Source organism: Acidisoma sibiricum, assembly GCF_057837225.1.
Window position 1 is genome coordinate 2,489,181 of record NZ_CM174445.1, and the last position, 15,620, is coordinate 2,504,800.

Annotated in this window: 18 protein-coding genes; 7 read left to right on the forward strand and 11 right to left on the reverse strand. The window is 64.0% G+C overall.

The window, feature by feature from the left end:
• Positions 1-49: 49 nt before the first annotated feature.
• Both AC3G7M_RS11785 and AC3G7M_RS11790 read left to right on the forward strand, forming a co-directional pair.
• The gene (locus tag AC3G7M_RS11785; protein ID WP_489212163.1) at positions 50-307 is read left to right on the forward strand and encodes a type II toxin-antitoxin system Phd/YefM family antitoxin; all 258 of its coding nucleotides are present in this window, start codon (positions 50-52) and stop codon (positions 305-307) included.
• Positions 308-739, forward strand: coding sequence for a type II toxin-antitoxin system VapC family toxin (locus tag AC3G7M_RS11790; protein WP_489212165.1), 432 nt, complete (start codon positions 308-310; stop codon positions 737-739).
• On the opposite strand, the gene AC3G7M_RS11795 is transcribed toward AC3G7M_RS11790, so the two are convergent.
• The 9 genes from AC3G7M_RS11795 to choX form a co-directional block, all read right to left on the reverse strand.
• Positions 736-1,179, reverse strand: coding sequence for a type II toxin-antitoxin system VapC family toxin (locus tag AC3G7M_RS11795; RefSeq protein ID WP_489212167.1), 444 nt, complete (start codon positions 1,177-1,179; stop codon positions 736-738). The genes AC3G7M_RS11790 and AC3G7M_RS11795 overlap by 4 nt on opposite strands.
• Positions 1,176-1,460, reverse strand: coding sequence for a type II toxin-antitoxin system Phd/YefM family antitoxin (locus tag AC3G7M_RS11800; protein ID WP_489212169.1), 285 nt, complete (start codon positions 1,458-1,460; stop codon positions 1,176-1,178). The genes AC3G7M_RS11795 and AC3G7M_RS11800 overlap by 4 nt, the downstream gene beginning before the upstream one ends.
• A gap of 63 nt (positions 1,461-1,523) precedes the next feature.
• Positions 1,524-2,096 carry an alpha/beta family hydrolase gene (locus AC3G7M_RS11805; RefSeq protein WP_489212170.1) on the reverse strand — a complete coding sequence of 191 codons (573 nt, stop codon included), beginning with the start codon at positions 2,094-2,096 and terminating at the stop codon, positions 1,524-1,526.
• Positions 2,097-2,184: 88 nt separating this feature from the next.
• Positions 2,185-2,967 (reverse strand): phosphate/phosphite/phosphonate ABC transporter substrate-binding protein, encoded by a 783-nt coding sequence (locus AC3G7M_RS11810; protein ID WP_489212172.1) that lies wholly within the window; start codon positions 2,965-2,967, stop codon positions 2,185-2,187.
• A gap of 23 nt (positions 2,968-2,990) precedes the next feature.
• Complete coding sequence (locus AC3G7M_RS11815; protein WP_489212174.1) at positions 2,991-3,437, reverse strand: hypothetical protein; 447 nt, start codon at positions 3,435-3,437, stop codon at positions 2,991-2,993.
• Positions 3,434-4,063, reverse strand: a complete 630-nt coding sequence (parA, locus tag AC3G7M_RS11820; protein ID WP_489212176.1) for a ParA family partition ATPase — start codon at positions 4,061-4,063, stop codon at positions 3,434-3,436. Before parA ends, AC3G7M_RS11815 begins: the two co-directional genes overlap by 4 nt.
• 59 nt (positions 4,064-4,122) lie before the next feature.
• Entirely contained in the window at positions 4,123-5,349 is a 1,227-nt protein-coding gene (gene choV / locus AC3G7M_RS11825) for a choline ABC transporter ATP-binding protein (RefSeq protein ID WP_489212178.1), read from the reverse strand.
• Positions 5,350-5,353: 4 nt separating this feature from the next.
• Positions 5,354-6,202: a choline ABC transporter permease subunit gene (gene choW, locus AC3G7M_RS11830; protein WP_489212180.1), complete on the reverse strand. Its 849-nt coding sequence runs from the start codon at positions 6,200-6,202 to the stop codon at positions 5,354-5,356.
• 197 nt (positions 6,203-6,399) lie between these two features.
• Entirely contained in the window at positions 6,400-7,362 is a 963-nt protein-coding gene (gene choX / locus AC3G7M_RS11835; RefSeq protein ID WP_489212181.1) for a choline ABC transporter substrate-binding protein, read from the reverse strand.
• 294 nt (positions 7,363-7,656) lie between these two features.
• Here choX and betB point away from each other — a divergent pair, with 294 nt between their 5' ends.
• Positions 7,657-9,747: a betaine-aldehyde dehydrogenase gene (gene betB, locus AC3G7M_RS11840; RefSeq protein WP_489212183.1), complete on the forward strand. Its 2,091-nt coding sequence runs from the start codon at positions 7,657-7,659 to the stop codon at positions 9,745-9,747.
• Entirely contained in the window at positions 9,747-11,402 is a 1,656-nt protein-coding gene (gene betA, locus AC3G7M_RS11845) for a choline dehydrogenase (RefSeq protein ID WP_489212185.1), read from the forward strand. The genes betB and betA overlap by 1 nt, the downstream gene beginning before the upstream one ends.
• Positions 11,403-11,414: 12 nt before the next feature.
• Here betA and bla read toward each other — a convergent pair whose 3' ends face one another.
• Complete coding sequence (gene bla, locus AC3G7M_RS11850) at positions 11,415-12,293, reverse strand: class A beta-lactamase (protein ID WP_489212187.1); 879 nt, start codon at positions 12,291-12,293, stop codon at positions 11,415-11,417.
• Positions 12,294-12,450: 157 nt separating this feature from the next.
• Here bla and AC3G7M_RS11855 point away from each other — a divergent pair, with 157 nt between their 5' ends.
• Positions 12,451-12,855, forward strand: coding sequence for a DUF2177 family protein (locus AC3G7M_RS11855; protein ID WP_489212189.1), 405 nt, complete (start codon positions 12,451-12,453; stop codon positions 12,853-12,855).
• 73 nt (positions 12,856-12,928) lie between these two features.
• On the opposite strand, the gene AC3G7M_RS11860 is transcribed toward AC3G7M_RS11855, so the two are convergent.
• Positions 12,929-13,357 carry an organic hydroperoxide resistance protein gene (locus AC3G7M_RS11860; RefSeq protein WP_489212191.1) on the reverse strand — a complete coding sequence of 143 codons (429 nt, stop codon included), beginning with the start codon at positions 13,355-13,357 and terminating at the stop codon, positions 12,929-12,931.
• A 151-nt stretch (positions 13,358-13,508) separates the two neighbouring features.
• On the opposite strand from AC3G7M_RS11860, the gene AC3G7M_RS11865 reads away from it, so the two are divergent.
• Positions 13,509-14,024 (forward strand): MarR family winged helix-turn-helix transcriptional regulator, encoded by a 516-nt coding sequence (locus tag AC3G7M_RS11865; protein ID WP_489212193.1) that lies wholly within the window; start codon positions 13,509-13,511, stop codon positions 14,022-14,024.
• A gap of 95 nt (positions 14,025-14,119) precedes the next feature.
• The gene (locus AC3G7M_RS11870) at positions 14,120-15,619 is read left to right on the forward strand and encodes a cryptochrome/photolyase family protein (RefSeq protein ID WP_489212194.1); all 1,500 of its coding nucleotides are present in this window, start codon (positions 14,120-14,122) and stop codon (positions 15,617-15,619) included.
• Position 15,620: the final 1 nt, after the last annotated feature.

Sequence of the window (15,620 nt, forward strand, 5' to 3'; positions counted from 1 at the left end):
TAGTTATGTAGATATGTTTCTACATATCGGGTCGTTTGCAGGTGCCACCATGGCCTTCACTACGCTCTCAAGCCGCGAATTTAACCAGGACACCAGCCGCGCCAAAAAGGCGGCGGCCGAAGGCCCTGTCTTCATCACCGATCGCGGCAAGCCCGCGCACGTCCTGCTGAGCATGGAGGCGTACCTCCGTCTGACAGGTGAGGCGGGCAGCATCATCGATCGTCTCGGTGCCCCCGATGGCGTCGCCGAGATCAGTTTCGAGCCGGATCGGCTTGATCTTGAGGTTAAACCGGCCGACTTCGCCTGAATGTTCCTGCTCGACACCAACGTCGTATCGGAACTGCGTAAGGCGCGGGCGGGAAAGGCTGACGCTCAGGTTGTCGCCTGGGCCAGTAGCGTGCCGTCTGCCAGCCTCTATCTTTCAGTCATGTCCGTGCAGGAGCTTGAGCTGGGCGCGCTCCGCGTTGAAAGGCGGGACAAAGCGCAGGGCGCCATTCTCCGGCTTTGGCTGGATGACCATGTCCTGCCGGCCTTTGCCGGCCGGATGCTGCCCATCGATACGGCGGTGGCGCTGCGCAGCGCGCGTTTGCATGTGCCGGACCGCCGGTCTGAGCGCGATCGTCTGATCGCAGCGACCGGCCTTGTCCATGGCATGACAGTGGTGACGCGCAACGTCGATGATTTTGCGGCAACGGGCGTGGCTCTGCTCAATCCCTGGAACTGGCCGGGCCCAGTCTAAGAAGACTGCGGCAGTGCATCGACCCAGGGATTGAATACGGCGACCGGGGTTCTGGCAAAATCGCCAGAGCCCCGCGTGACCAGCGTCAGGCCATGGTCGAGCGCGGTCGCCGCGATGATGAGGTCAGGCTGCGAGAAGGTGTGGTTCACGCGGCGCCCATCGTCCACAAGCAGCCGCCACCGCAGCATCACGGCCTCGCTCACGGGCAGCACGCGACTATCGAACATGGGCCGGACCTGATGCGTCAGCCAGTCGGTAAGCGCAGCACGGCGCGTCGGGTCATCCACCTTTTCGATACCGAAGCGGATTTCCGCCAAGGTCACGATGCTGATGAAGAGCCTGTCGAGGGGTTGGCTGGCAATGAAGCGCACGACCTTTCCGTCGGGCTTCGGTCGCCGCAGCTCTGACAGAATATTGGTATCGAGCAGCCAGCCGGTCACAGCGTGACGTCACGCACCGGCATAGGCGTGGCAGGCGGGTCGAAATCAAGGTCTGGTCCAGGTGCTGCCTGCATGGCGTCTAGCAGGGCGGTGCCCATCCGCTCGCCTTTCAATCGCCGATATTCCTCAGCGGATACGACAACGACGGCCTCCCGGCCATGCACGGTGACATGCTGAGCGCCCTCGCTGCGCGCCCGGCGCACCAGTTCACTGAAACGCGCCTTGGCATCCTGCAACAGCCAGGGACGTGACGGGCCGTTTGATTGGCTAAAACTGGTCATGCTGACTAGATATCATACTGGCTGGCACGATCTCAACCTATCGCGGCCAAACCCATATCGTCGTTAGCGCCTCCCGGCCGCCGCGGCTTTGGTGAGGAAAGCGGCGATCTTCTGCGCGACGGCGTCCCACATCGGCGCCGTGATACGGAAGTCATGCGCGCAGTCCACAAACTGCACTTCGACCGTGCGGGATAGCCCGTAGTGCAGCGGAAAGCTGCTGCCGCCATAGGCATCGTGAAGGCCCTGGACGATCAGGGTTGGCGTCGTCATCGTCGCCAGATGCTGGAAGCGCTGCGGTTCCTCGGGCCCATCGGGGTGACGAAACGGGTAGCCCAGGCAGACGACAGCCAGGGCGGCAGCTTCGGCGGCAAACAATGTGGCGACGCGGCAGCCGGATGAGCGGCCGAACAGCACCCAGGGACGGGTGGCGTCCAGTGTGGTCTTCACCCTACGGAGCGCGACCTGACGTGCGTCCATCGCACCATCGAAATGATGGCTTTCGCAAATCCGGTGGATCTCCTGCTGATTGATCCAATGCGCAAAGTTGCGCGACAGCCGGCTCCTGATCGCATCCTCTATATGTTCGTCCTGCGGAAACGAATCACCCGATAGATAAACCGCGTCGTATGCTGCCATCCTCGCGCACACTTTTGCTGGGGCGTTCTCGCGCCATTGCTTTCGATACCGATCAGATTACGGCGGCCGGCCGGCCTGTCAAACCCGCTCAGGCGAGCGTCGGATAGCCCATCGCCGCCGCGTCCGCCTCATAGGCCAGAACCGCGTCATAGGCCTCAGGTCGCGGCGGCGCGACATGGCGTATGGCAAGGCCCCGCAGCGCCGCCGCCAAGGCGGGCGTCGGGTCAATCAGCGCCCGCGTCAGCCGGGCCGCGATTGCCGAAGGTATTGCGGCTGCCGCGATGAAGGGAATGGCGGGGCTCGGCGGCGTCTCGCAGACCACGCGCAGCTTGTCCGTCAGCTCCGGCCGATAGCGCGTCACGAAGCCATAGGTCACGCAATCGATGGTCGCGGCATCGGCCAGTCCTTCCGCCATCATCTCCATACTGCGCAGATGGCTGCCGCTGACCATGACCGCGCCAAAGAACCGCCCCGCGCGCGCCCAGGGTGCGACCAGCCGGCGGGCCAGGTTCATGCCGGAATTGGAATCCGCGCCATTCATGACGAAGCGGCTGCCGCGCAGATGCTCCAGGACGACAGCAGGGGAATCCGCGCGGGTGATGAGACAGGAACAATGCGTCGGCATGCCATCGGGCTGCAGCCGGCAGCCCGGCAGATCATACAGCGGCGTGCCCAGCAGGCGGTACTGGCCCTGATAGATCGTCTTCAGCGGATAGCCGCACATCTGGCTGAAGACGGTGTCGGCCGCGATGGCGCCGGGCAAGGCGAGCGGGCTGGGCGACAGCGCCTGCGGTTCTTCGATGTCGGCCGCGGCGCGCAAGGCCACCCACAGCGCGTCGTTGGCCGCCGCCATCTCTGGCAGCGCATACATCGGCAGGCTCGCGCGCCACATGGTCAGAGGTTCGCGACGCAAACCAGGACGACCGCGCCGATGCCAAGGCTCAGCCAGATCAGCCGACGGACAGGGGCGGCATCCGCGGCGGTCGCCGTCCCGGCGGCGAGCTTCGCCTGGAACCGCTTGTTCGGGACCAGAACGGTGCCGATGAAGAGGGCTGCCATCAGCACGCCGCCGGTCTGCATCACCATCACCTCCCAGGGCATCTTCTGGTGACTGTAGACGAGGATCACCAGCAGCAGGCCGCTGACGATGGCCATCGGCATCACCTGCCATATCGTGCGGAAAAAGCGCCGGAACACTGCCCCCTGCAGCACCAGCCGCGCCGTCGGGTCGATGGCGCCCAGGCTCCCGCGCAGCGTCAGCAGCAGGAAGGCCATGCCGCCCACCCACAGCACGACGCAGAGCAGATGGACCGCGGTTATCAGCCAGACAAGATAGGTCACGCCACCACTCCTTCGATTTCGCGCAGCAGCGCCATGATTTCCTGGGCGGCGACCGATTTCGGTGCCGCCTCGACCACACCCAGCCCCTGGGCAAAGGCATTCGCGAAGCCCGCGCGGTTGCCGAGGGTACTGTCCAGCCATTCGTACCCGGCTGCTGCCGCTTCCCGCTCCACCTGCGTGCGCAGGCGCGATGACGCCGGGGCCCGGTTCAATACCAGCCGCAGCTTGCGGCCTTCGGCCTGCGCCAGCTGCACGGTGCCTTGCGCCGCCCATAGATCGGGCGGACTCGGCTGCAGCGGTACCAGCACCAACCCGGCGGCGCGGATGGCGAGCTTGGCCTCTGTATCGACCTGCGGCGGCGTATCGATGATGACGGCGTCATGGCTCCTGGTCAGCCGGTCCAGTTCGGCCCGCAGCCGCCAGCCGGCGACGTCTGAGACGCCGATGGCGGCCAAGGGTTTTGCGAAGCGGCCGCGAATCTCATGCCAGCGGGTCAGGCTGCGCTGCGGGTCGATATCCAGCAGGCAGACGCGCCGATGGAGGGCCATAGCGGCGGCCAGATTGGCGGCGAGCATGGTTTTACCCGCGCCACCCTTCTGCTGGGCGACGGTGATCACAAGCGCCATGGGTCAGAGACTCCGCTGCACGGCGCCACTATAGGCGGGCAGGGCGGGGAGGCGAGCGCCTATTCCGCCGCTTGCACCGTCTGCCAGCCTTCGGAGGCGAGCGCGTGCAGGATCTCGTCCTCGCCGCACATGCCGACGATCTGGCCCCGCTGGGTAATCAGCACCGGCATGCCGGTCGCCTGGCGCAGCTGGATGACGGTCTTCATCGTCGCCTCGCAATCGACCGCCGCACAGGTACCGGCGGCGGGCAGGTCGGCCTCGTCGGTGACGGCCACGATCGGCACCGGCACGCCCGCCGCGGTGATGGCACTGCCGGCGACGGCACCGCCGGAATGCAGCAGGACCGGCCGATAGGCATCCAGCACCGCCCAGCCGTCGCGCGCGGCGAGGCCATCCAGCGGCGTCATGAAGGTGCGGCCGCGCAGCACGTTCAGCGGATTCATGTGCTGCACGAATTCGCGCACGTAATCATTCGCCGGACGCAGCACGATATCCTCGGGTTCGCCGGCCTGGATGATGCGACCGCCTTCCAGAATGGCGATCTGGTTGCCCAGCTTCAGCGCCTCATCCAGATCATGGCTGACGAAGATGATTGTCTTCTTCACTTCCTTTTGCAGCGCCAGAAGCTCGTCCTGCAGCTTGGTGCGGATCAGCGGGTCAAGCGCGGAGAAGGGCTCATCCATAAGCAGAATATCGGCGTCCGTCGCAAAGGCCCGCGCCAGGCCCACGCGCTGCTGCATGCCGCCTGAGAGTTCGCGCGCATATTTATCGGCCCATTTGTCGAGGGCGACGAGCTTCAGCTTCTCGTCCACGATGCGCCGCCGTTCAGCGCCCGACACGCCGCGGAGTTCGAGGCCAAGGCCGACATTCTCGCGCACCGTGCGCCAGGGCAGCAGGGCGAATTGCTGAAACACCATGGCGATGCGACGCGTGCGCATATAGCGCAGCGTCGCCCGGTCGCAGCTTGCGATATCGACCTGGCGGTCCTTATCACGCACCAGCACGCGGCCGCGGGTGACTTTGTTGAGACCGTTGACGGCACGCAGCAGCGTCGACTTGCCCGAGCCCGACAGGCCCATCAGCACGCAGATCTCGCCTTCGCGCACGGTCAGCGTCGCATCCTTCACGCCCATGACGACGCCGGTCTTGGCCAGAATCTCCTCGCGGCTGAGGCCCTGATCCATCAGCTGGATGGCCGCGGCTTCCGATTTGCCGCCCGAGCGGCCATGGCTGCCGAACAGGATATCGACATTGGCGAATTCGATGACGGGATGGGTCTCGGTCATGGTCTCAACCCTCGCTCTCACGCGGACGGCAGACGCGGTCCAGGATCACCGCCAGCACGACGATGCAGAGGCCGGATTCGAAGCCGACATCGACGCGCAGCGTATTCAGCGCGCTGACCACCGGCACGCCTAGGCCACCGGCCCCGACCAGCGCCGCGATGACGACCATCGACAGGCTGAGCATGATGCATTGGGTGAGGCCCGCCATGATGGTCGGCAGTGCATGCGGCAGCTCCACCTTCCACAGCAGCTGGTTTTTGGAGGCGCCGAAGGCCTCGCCCGCTTCGATCAGCGGCGGCGGCACGGAGGCGATGCCGAGCTGGGTCAGGCGGATGGGGGCGGCGATGGCGAAGATGATGGTCGAGATCAGGCCGGGCACGGCGCCCAGGCCGAACAGCACGACGGTGGGGATGAGATAGACGAAGGTCGGCAGCGTCTGCATCAGATCCAGCAGCGGCCGCACGAAGGTAAACAGCCAGGGCCGATGCGCGCAGGCAATGCCGATGGGCACGCCGATGACCATGGAAATCAGGGTCGCGAAGATGATGAGCGAGGTCGTCTCCATCGTCGCCGACCAGTAGCCCTGGTTGAGGATGAAAAGCTGCGCCAGAACAACGAAAAGGACGAGCTTCCAGGAGCGTTGGATGGCATAGGCGATGGCGCCGATCAGCAGGATCAGCACGATGGCCGGTATGGCTTCCAGAACCCAGGTCAGCCCGTTGATGGCGGCCGCCACGCCGTTGGAAAAGGCATCGATCGCGTCCGAACCGCTGATCGAATTGACGACATTGGCGATCCAGTCGCCGAGCGGGATCTTATGGCCTGAGACGATATCCGCCAGCCCGTTCAGCATGAAGGCACTCCATTCCAGAAGGTCGCGGGTGTCCTGACAGCATCAGAGCATAAAACCCCTGATCGGTTCAGAGTTTTATGGGCGCATTGCCAGGGTTCAGCGGTCGGGAAGCAGGGGAAGACACGCTATTATGAGCGGTCGTGTCGCCCGCGCGACTTGCACGCGGGCGACATCACAACAGACGAAATCGCAGCCGATCAGAGGCCGAGCGACTTCTTCACGACGGCGTCCGCCGGCTGGCTGCCATCGGCGGTGGTGACGCCGGCAAGCCAGGGCGTCATCGCATCCGGGTTGGCCTTCAGCCAGGCGGCGGCGGCCACCGCGGGGTCCTGCTTGTCATACATGATGGAGCCCATGATCTTGTTCTCCATCTCCAGCGTGAATTTCAGCTGCGTCAGGAATTTGCCGGTATTCGGGCAGGCCTGAACATAGCCGCCGGTCGTATTGGTATAGACGGTCGCACCACCGTAATTCGGCCCGAAGATGGCGTCGCCGCCCGACAGATACTGCATGTCATACTTCGTATTCATGGGATGCGGTTCCCAGCCCAGGAAGACAATGCCCTTGTGATCCTTGGTCTTGCGGGTCACTTCGGCCAGCATGCCCTGTTCGCTGGACTGCACAAGCGTGAACTTGCCGATACCGTCGGTATTGTCCTTGATCATGGTCAGGATCAGGGCATTGCCGTCATTGCCCGGCTCGATGCCGTAGATCTTGCCGTCAAGCTCCTTGTAGAACTTGGCAATGTCCTGGAAGGACTTCAGTCCCTGATTGTACAGATAGGTGGGCACCGCCAGGGTGTATTTCGCACCTTCAAGATTGGCGCCCAGCACATCGACTGTTTTGTTGGCGACATAGGGTTTGATATTGTCGGCCATCGTCGGCATCCAGTTGCCGAGGAAGACGTCGATCTTCTTCTGCTTCATTTCCTCGAAGGTGACTGGCACCGACAGGATCGTCGTCGTCGTCTTGTAGCCCAGCGCATCCAGAATATAGGTCGCCGTACCGGTCGTGGCCGAAATATCGGTCCAGCCGACATTGGAAAAGGCGATGTTCTTACAGGACGCCGGATCGGCCGCGGCCTGGGCGGCGCTGCCCAGTCCCGCGCTTCCCGCGATCAGTCCCAAAGCCGCCACAGCCTGCAGAAGGTGTTTACGCATCTTGCCGTCCTTTATTCGCGTTTTGGAAGGTCTCAAGCGCTCTAGGCCGCTCCGCCCGGAGCCATAAGTTGAACATACTTTCAATCTTCGCTGGCGGTCATCCCTTTTTATTCAAGAAAAGGACGAGTTTTTTGTTTTGCATTGCACAATATAGGCAAATTGCACCGCAATTAGGCAGTCATTGCCTAATATCGAACCTTTTTCGATAGGCTCACGATCGGACCTTGATTGCACGTTCAAGCAATCATACAAAACCAGGGCGGCCGTTTCGCCGCCACAGAAGCGGAGAGAGGCGTGTCACGCCGGGATTCGGAAGATATTCGCCGCAAGCAGCTGATCGACACCACGATTCACGTCATGGCGCAGGTTGGTTTCAATGCGACAACGTTGGGCCTCATCGGCAAGCATGCCGGTGTTTCGGCCGGCCTCGTCGCGCATTATTTCGGCGATAAGGACGGCTTGCTGGAAGCGACGCTGCGCAGCCTCGCTTCCCGCCTTAGCCGCGCCGCCGCGGCCCGCATGCGGGCCGCGCGCACCCCGCGCGAAAGACTGCAGGCGGTGATCGACGCCAATCTGGCGCCGGAGGAGATGGACAGCCAGACCAGCGCCGTCTGGCTCGCCTTCTGGGGCCAGGCCATCCATTCCGACCGTCTCAAGCGGGTGCAGCGCATCTATCAGCTGCGCGTGCTCTCCAATCTCCGCCACGCCCTGCGCTCCATGACGTCCGATGAGGAAGCCGAGCGCCTTGCCATCATCATCGCCGCCATCATCGACGGTCTCTGGCTGCGCACGACGCTCGCCGCCGCCTGGAGCCCGTCCGATTCCGAAGCGGCCCGCCGCATCGCCGCCGGCTTCATCGACACGCAGCTCCCCGTGAGCCCTGAAGGACCGACCATGTCGCACGTGCCTGCCACACCGTCTGCGCCCATTCCGCGCATCGCCAATTGGATCGGCGGCGCCTATCGCCCCAATCCGGCGGCCGACACCTTCGTCACGCGCAATCCCGCAACGGGTGAGGTCCTGGCCGAGATCGAGATCGCCGGCGCGGCCGAGCTGGACGCCGCGATCGTCTCTGCAAAGACGGGTCAGAAGATCTGGGCCCGGATGACGGGGATGGAGCGCGGCCGCGTGCTGCGCCGGGTGGCGGACCTGCTGCGTGCCCGCAATGATGATCTGGCAAGGCTGGAGACCCAGGATACCGGCAAGCCGATCCAGGAGACGAATGTCGTCGATGTCGTTTCGGGCGCCGATTGCATCGAATATTTTGCCGGCCTCGCGGGCGGCATCACCGGGGAAAGCGTCGATCTCGGCCCCCATGCCATGGGCTATACACGGCGGGAGCCACTGGGGATCGTCGCCGGCATTGGCGCCTGGAACTATCCCATTCAGATCGCCTGCTGGAAGTCGGCACCCGCTTTGGCCTGCGGCAATGCCATGATCTTCAAGCCCTCCGAACTGACGCCGCTGACCGCGTTCAAGCTGGCTGAGATCATGACCGAAGCCGGCGTGCCGGACGGCGTCTTCAACGTCCTGCCGGGTGACGGCCGCACCGGCAGCCTTCTCACCGCCCATCCCGCCATTGCCAAGATATCGCTCACCGGCTCGGTGCCGACGGGCAAGAAGGTGATGGCGGCGGCGGCCGAGACGCTGAAACATGTGACGCTCGAACTCGGCGGCAAATCGCCCATTATCGTCTTCGCCGATGCCGATATCGAATCCGCGATTTCGGGCGCCATGCTGGGCAATTTCTATTCGGCCGGCGAAGTCTGCTCCAACGGCACGCGCGTCTTCGTCCATCGCAGCATTAAGGACAGGTTCATTGCCCGCCTGCTGGAACGCACGGCGACAATCAAAATCGGCGATCCGCTGGACCCTGAGACCCAGATGGGCGCGCTCATCTCAGCACCCCATCTGCATAAGGTTCTGTCCTATATCGAACGCGGCGTGGCTGAGGGTGCGAAACTGCTCTGCGGCGGCAAGCGCGTCTCGGACGGTCCGCTCGCCTTGGGCAATTTCGTCTCCCCTGCGGTCTTCGACGCGAGCAACGATGATCAGACAATCGTGCGGGAGGAGATCTTCGGCCCGGTGCTGACGATCCTGACTTTCGATACGGAGGAGGAGGTCGTGGCGCGGGCCAATGACACCGAATTCGGCCTCGGTGCCGGGGTCTTCACGCAGGATCTGACGCGCGCCCATCGCGTCATCGCCGAACTTCAGGCCGGCACCTGCTGGATCAACACCTATAATATCACGCCGATCGAGCTGCCCTTCGGCGGCTATAAGCAGTCGGGCCTGGGCCGGGAGAATAGCCGCGCGGCCCTCGACCATTATTCGCAGATCAAAAGCGTCTATGTGGCGCTGGCCCCGGTGGAGGCGCCGTACTGATGGATAGCTTTGACTATATCATCGTCGGCGCCGGGTCGGCCGGCTGTGTGCTCGCCAACCGGCTGACCGAAGACGGCAAGAACACCGTGCTGGTGCTGGAATATGGCGGATCGGATGCCTCCATCTTCATCCAGATGCCGGCGGCCCTCTCCATCCCGATGAACCGCGAACAGTATAACTGGTTCTATGAGACCGAGCCCGAGCCGCATTTAGGCGGGCGCCGGCTGCATACGCCGCGCGGCAAGGTGCTGGGCGGCTCCTCTTCCATCAACGGCATGGTCTATATCCGCGGCAATGCCCTGGATTTTGAGGGCTGGGAGCAGGGGGGCGCCCGCGGCTGGGGCTATCGGCATGTGCTGCCCTATTTCCGCCGGGCCGAACATCGGGAGGAGGGTGGGGACGCCTATCGCGGCGGCGAAGGGCCGCTCTATACTTCCTATGGCCCGACCAAGAATCCGCTCTACTGGGCTTGGGTGGAAGCCGCCAAACAGGCGGGCTATCCTGAAACGGCCGACGTCAACGGCTACCAGCAGGAAGGCTTCGGCCGCATGGACCAGACGGTCCGCCGCGGCCAGCGCTGGAGTGCGGCGAACGCCTATCTGAAACCCGCCATGAAGCGGAAGAATCTGGAGGTGCGCACGAACGCGCTCGCCAGCCAGATCCTGCTCGAAGGGCGCCGCGCGGTCGGCATCCGCTATCATACGGCTGGGCAGGAGATTGAGGTTCGCGCGCGAAAGGAAGTCATCCTCTCAGGCGGCCCGATCAACTCCCCGCAATTGCTCAAGCTTTCAGGGATCGGTCCGGCGGCGGAACTCCGCGCGCACGGCATCACGGTCGCGGCCGACCGGCCCGGCGTCGGCGAGAATTTGCAGGATCATCTGGAATTCTATTTCCAGGTCGCGGTCACGCAGCCGATCACGCTCTTCTCGGCGCAATCGCTGATCTCCAAGGGGATGATCGGCGCGCGCTGGCTGCTGCGCCGCGATGGCCTCGGTGCGACCAATCATTTTGAGACCTGCGGCTTCATCCGCAGCCGGGCCGGCGTGCCCTATCCCGATATCCAGTACCATTTCCTGCCCCTGGCCGTGTCCTATGACGGCAATAGCCTGGCGACCGAGCATGGGATGCAGGCCCATGTCGGGCCAATGCGGTCCAAAAGCCGGGGCTGGGTGCGTCTGCGCTCCGCCGATGCGCGGGAAAAGCCAAAGGTCTTCTTCAATTATCTCAGCCATGCGGATGACTGGGCTGAGATGCGGGCCTGTGTACGTCTCACGCGCGAAATCTTCGGCCAGAAGGCGTTTGATCCCTATCGCGGCCGGGAATTGCAGCCGGGCCAGGATGTGGTCACCGATGAGCAGATTGACGCCTTCATCGCGGCCAAAGTCGAAAGCGCCTATCATCCCTCCTGCAGCAACAAGATGGGCGATCCGTCAGATCCCATGGCCGTGGTCGACCCTGAAACCCGCGTCATCGGTTTCGAGGGGCTGCGCATCGTGGACAGTTCCATCATGCCGCAGGTCACCACCGGCAATCTGAATGCGCCGACCATCATGATCGGCGAGAAGGCGGCCGACCACATCCTCGGCCGGCCGATGCTCGCCCCCTCCAACGCGCCCTTCTATCAGGCGCAGAACTGGGAGGCGGCGCAGCGCTGAGCGGTCGCGCGGTCAGTCCGCGAAGCGTGCGGCAATGACGTGGGCTACCGCCGCCACGACCGTGTTCTGCCCGGCCAGGTCAAGCGGCGACCCCGTCAGGTAGATGGTCGCCAGGATCGGCGCCTTCCGCGGCCGCAGGATGAGGCCGATATCGGCGCGCGTGCCATGCTCGCCCGAGCCCGACTTGTCGGCCACCCGCCAGTCCTTGGGCACCCCGGCCTTGATCAGCGGGCCGGTGATGCTGCTCGCCAGCATCCAGTCCGTCAGCTGCTGGCGGGATCGCGCGGACAGTACCTGACCGAGCAGAATCCGGTTGAGGTCCGCGAGCATGGCGTTCGGCGTCGTGGTGTCGCGCGGGTCCCCGGGGATCGCGGTATTGAGCGTCGGCTCATTGCGGTCGAGACGTGAGACCGCATCGCCGATCGAACGCGCATAGCGCGTCCAGCCCGCTGGTCCGCCGATCTGGGCCAGTAGCAGATTGGCCGCCGTATTGTCGCTCCAGTCCAGTGCGGCGGCGCAGAGCGCGCCCAGCGTCATCTCTCCCTGGCTGACATGCGCGCGGGTGATGGGTGCATAGGACAGCAGATCCGCGGCGGAATAGGGGATGCGCTGGTCGAGAGAGAGACGGCCCTGATCGACGGCCGTGAGGATCGCCGCCACGCTGAGGACCTTGTGGGTGCTGCACATCGGGAAGCGCTGCTCGGCCCGATAGAGGAGGCGCTGGCCTGACCCGGTATCGAGAGCCGACACGCCCAGCGTGCCGCCATAGGTGCTTTCCAGCGCGGTGAGCGAAGCCGGCGCCGCGGCACGGGCAGGGCGCAGCTCCACTCGCAGAGCAAGGGCGCTGGCGGCAGCGCAGCCCAGAAGGACGCGGCGGGATGGATGGATCATGAGCACGTCTTTCCAGAAAGGCCTTGAGAACAATTCATTGCCGGATGATCTTGCCGCCAGCGTCGGCGTCATAGCTGCGTTCGCGCCGGGGGTGAACCGGCGTCGTCCTGTCCATCCCGTCTTACCGGGGCCGGTTCCGCCCCGTTCGGAGGTCGTTATGGCGTTCCTCGCCTATGTCGTCGCTCTTCTGGTCTTCCTGGCGCTGGATGTCATCTGGCTCGGCCTGATGGGGCCGAGCTATCGCGCCGTGATGGGCGACATGCTGTCGCCCCAGGTGCGCTACGCACCGGCCATCGCCTTTTACCTGCTCGATGTTCTGGGGCTGATGATTTTCATCATGCGGCCGGGGCGGTCGCGCGGCATCGTCTGGGTCATGGTCCATGCTGGCCTCTTCGGCCTCTTTACCTACGGCACCTATGACCTCACCAATTATGCGGTGCTCAAGAACTGGGATCTGACGCTGACGGTGAAGGATATCGTCTGGGGCATGGTGGTCAGCAGCATCGCCGCCACTATCGGCTGGGCGGTGATGCGCGACCGCGGCGGCCGCCGCAAACGGTAGCGACGCGGCACTATGGTCCACAAAAAAGGCCCGGGGATTGCTCCCGCGGGCCTTTTGTCCTGCGACAGGCGTCTCAGACGACGCTGAGCTTGACGTCGATATTGCCGCGCGTGGCGTTGGAATAGGGGCAGACCTTATGCGCTTCCGCGACCAGCGCTTCGGCGGCGTCATGCGCCACGCCGGGCAGGGCGACGGCGAGTGCCACTTCAAGCCCAAAACCGCCTTCCGAGCGCGGGCCGATGCCGACCGTCGCCGTCACGGTCGCGTCCGCCGGAACTTTCGCCGGGCCGCCCTGGGAGGCGACGAACTTCATCGCGCCGAGGAAGCAGGCGGCATAGCCCGAGGCAAAAAGCTGTTCGGGATTGGCACCGTCACCGCCGGCGCCGCCCAATTCCTTTGGCGTCGCGAGCTTCACGGCGAAATTGCCGTCCAGCGTGCCGGACTGGCCATCGCGGCCCCCATTGGCGCGGGCGGCGGTCGTATACAGAACATTCACGGACATGACTTCGTTCCTTTTTTTAAAATCGAGCACGATTAAATCGTGTGCGAGTTTTCTAGCTGGAAGATAGCGGGCTGTCAAGCGTTGCGATTGGATCGCGTGCGACCTATCTCTGTCTTGTGATCGGCCGGCATTGGCCGGCCAGGAGGCTTCCATGACCCATGCACCCGTGCCAGAGATTCCCGTCGGCTTGCCGGACCTCTCCGAATTCCTCTGCTTCGCCGCCTATTCGACCAGCCACGCCTTCAACCGCATCTATAAGCCGCTGCTGGACGCGATGGGTGTGACCTATCCGCAATATCTGGTCCTGGTGCAGCTCTGGGCCGAGGACGGTCAGACGGTCGGTGCGCTCGGCGCGCGGCTGTTTCTGGAATCGAATACGCTGACACCGCTGATCAAGCGCCTGGAAGCGCTGGGCCTGGTCCAGCGCCAGCGCAATCCGGCCGATGAGCGTCAGGTGCAGGTCCGGCTGACCGCGGCGGGACGGGCGCTGGAGGCGCGCGCCCAGGCGATCCCGGCCTGCATCTTTGAAGCGACCGGATTGACGCTGCCCGAGGTGCAGCGGCTGACGCGCGATCTCACCACCATGCGCGACGCGCTGATGGCCGCGGCCGAGACCGCGACGCCGAAGGCTGATCATGAGCAGACCCCGGCGCTTGGCCGCGACTAGACGCGTGATACGGCTCCCGCCGCTGGGCTCCGGCGGGCCCTTCATTCTATATCGGAACGATGAAGCACAGTCGGACATCCAGCATCAGGTTCATTTTGGGTGATCAGCTATCGCGCGATATCGCATCGCTGCGCGATGCCGATCCGGCGGTCGACATCGTGCTGCTGGCCGAGGTCGCGCAGGAAGCGGCCTATGTGCCGCATCATCCCAAGAAGATCGCGTTTCTGTTTTCGGCCATGCGGCATTTCGCGGAGGATCTGCGGGCAGAGGGGTTCACGGTCGACTACGTGCGGCTCGACGATCCGCAGAATACCGGCAGTCTGGGTGGCGAACTGGCGCGCGCCGTCCAGCGTCACGCGGTCGCCACCGCCATCACCACCGCCCCCGGAGAGTTCCGCGTGCTCGACGATATGCAGCACTGGGAAGCAGCCTGTGGCGTGCCGGTGGAGATCCGCGAGGATGACCGCTTTTTCTGCGCGCTGTCGCGGTTTCGCCGCTGGGCACAGGGTAAGCGCCAGCTGCGCATGGAATTCTTCTATCGGGACATGCGGCGCGAGACCGGCCTGCTGATGGCGGATGGCACGCCGGTCGGCGGCCAATGGAATTTCGATGCCGATAACCGCAAGCCGCTACCGGCCCGGATTCCGCTGCCGCCGGCCTTTACGGTTCCGCCTGACGCAATCACTCAGGAGGTGCTGGCCCTCGTTGCGGAAAGGTTCGGACATAATTTCGGCAGTCTGGAGGGCTTCGACTATGCAGTGACGCGCGCGGATGCGCGGGCGGCGCTGGACCATTTCATCCGCTTTGCGCTGCCCGACTTCGGCGATTATCAGGACGCCATGCGGCAGGGCGAAGACCGGCTCTTTCATTCCCTGCTCTCGCCCTATCTCAATGCCGGTCTGCTGGGTCCGCGGGAGATCTGTGACGCCGCCGAAAGCGCCTACCGCGATGGCCGCGCCCCGCTCAATGCCGTCGAAGGCTTCATCCGCCAGATTCTCGGCTGGCGGGAATATGTCCGCGGCATCTACTGGCTGAAGATGCCTGATTATGCCGAGAGCAATTATCTGCATGCGCAGCGGCCGCTGCCCGCCCTCTACTGGGGCGGCGCGACACAGATGAACTGCCTGGCGCAATGCGTGGATCAAACGCGGCGCCTGGCGCATGCGCATCACATCCAGCGTCTGATGGTGCTGGGCAATTTCGCGCTTCTGATCGGCGCAAAACCGAAAGAGGTCGCCGAATGGTATCTCGCCGTCTATCTCGATGCCTATGAATGGGTGGAACTGCCGAATGTGCATGGCATGGTGCTGCATGCCGATGGCGGCTATCTCGGGTCCAAACCCTATGCCGCGAGCGGCAAATATATCGACCGCATGTCCGATTACTGCCGCCACTGCCAGTACAAGGTGAAGGAAGCTGTCGGCGACGACGCCTGTCCCTTCAATTACCTGTACTGGAATTTTCTGATTGAGAACGAAAGAACTTTGAGCGGCAATCAGCGCATGAGCCTGATCTACGCGTCGCTTGGCCGTATGGACCCGGCCAAGCGACAGGCGATGACCGATCAGGCGCAGAGATTCCTGAACACGCTGTGAC

Excerpts from the sequence above, each read along its gene's own strand:
- AC3G7M_RS11785 (WP_489212163.1), top strand. The coding sequence starts at position 50 with ATGGCCTTCACTACGCTCTCAAGCCGCGAATTTAACCAGGACACCAGC.
- AC3G7M_RS11790 (WP_489212165.1), top strand. The coding sequence starts at position 308 with ATGTTCCTGCTCGACACCAACGTCGTATCGGAACTGCGTAAGGCGCGG.
- AC3G7M_RS11800 (WP_489212169.1), bottom strand. The coding sequence starts at position 1,460 with ATGACCAGTTTTAGCCAATCAAACGGCCCGTCACGTCCCTGGCTGTTG.
- AC3G7M_RS11805 (WP_489212170.1), bottom strand. The coding sequence starts at position 2,096 with ATGGCAGCATACGACGCGGTTTATCTATCGGGTGATTCGTTTCCGCAG.
- AC3G7M_RS11810 (WP_489212172.1), bottom strand. The coding sequence starts at position 2,967 with ATGTATGCGCTGCCAGAGATGGCGGCGGCCAACGACGCGCTGTGGGTG.
- parA (WP_489212176.1), bottom strand. The coding sequence starts at position 4,063 with ATGGCGCTTGTGATCACCGTCGCCCAGCAGAAGGGTGGCGCGGGTAAA.
- choV (WP_489212178.1), bottom strand. The coding sequence starts at position 5,349 with ATGACCGAGACCCATCCCGTCATCGAATTCGCCAATGTCGATATCCTG.
- choW (WP_489212180.1), bottom strand. The coding sequence starts at position 6,202 with ATGCTGAACGGGCTGGCGGATATCGTCTCAGGCCATAAGATCCCGCTC.
- choX (WP_489212181.1), bottom strand. The coding sequence starts at position 7,362 with ATGCGTAAACACCTTCTGCAGGCTGTGGCGGCTTTGGGACTGATCGCG.
- betA (WP_489212185.1), top strand. The coding sequence starts at position 9,747 with ATGGATAGCTTTGACTATATCATCGTCGGCGCCGGGTCGGCCGGCTGT.
- bla (WP_489212187.1), bottom strand. The coding sequence starts at position 12,293 with ATGATCCATCCATCCCGCCGCGTCCTTCTGGGCTGCGCTGCCGCCAGC.
- AC3G7M_RS11855 (WP_489212189.1), top strand. The coding sequence starts at position 12,451 with ATGGCGTTCCTCGCCTATGTCGTCGCTCTTCTGGTCTTCCTGGCGCTG.
- AC3G7M_RS11860 (WP_489212191.1), bottom strand. The coding sequence starts at position 13,357 with ATGTCCGTGAATGTTCTGTATACGACCGCCGCCCGCGCCAATGGGGGC.
- AC3G7M_RS11865 (WP_489212193.1), top strand. The coding sequence starts at position 13,509 with ATGACCCATGCACCCGTGCCAGAGATTCCCGTCGGCTTGCCGGACCTC.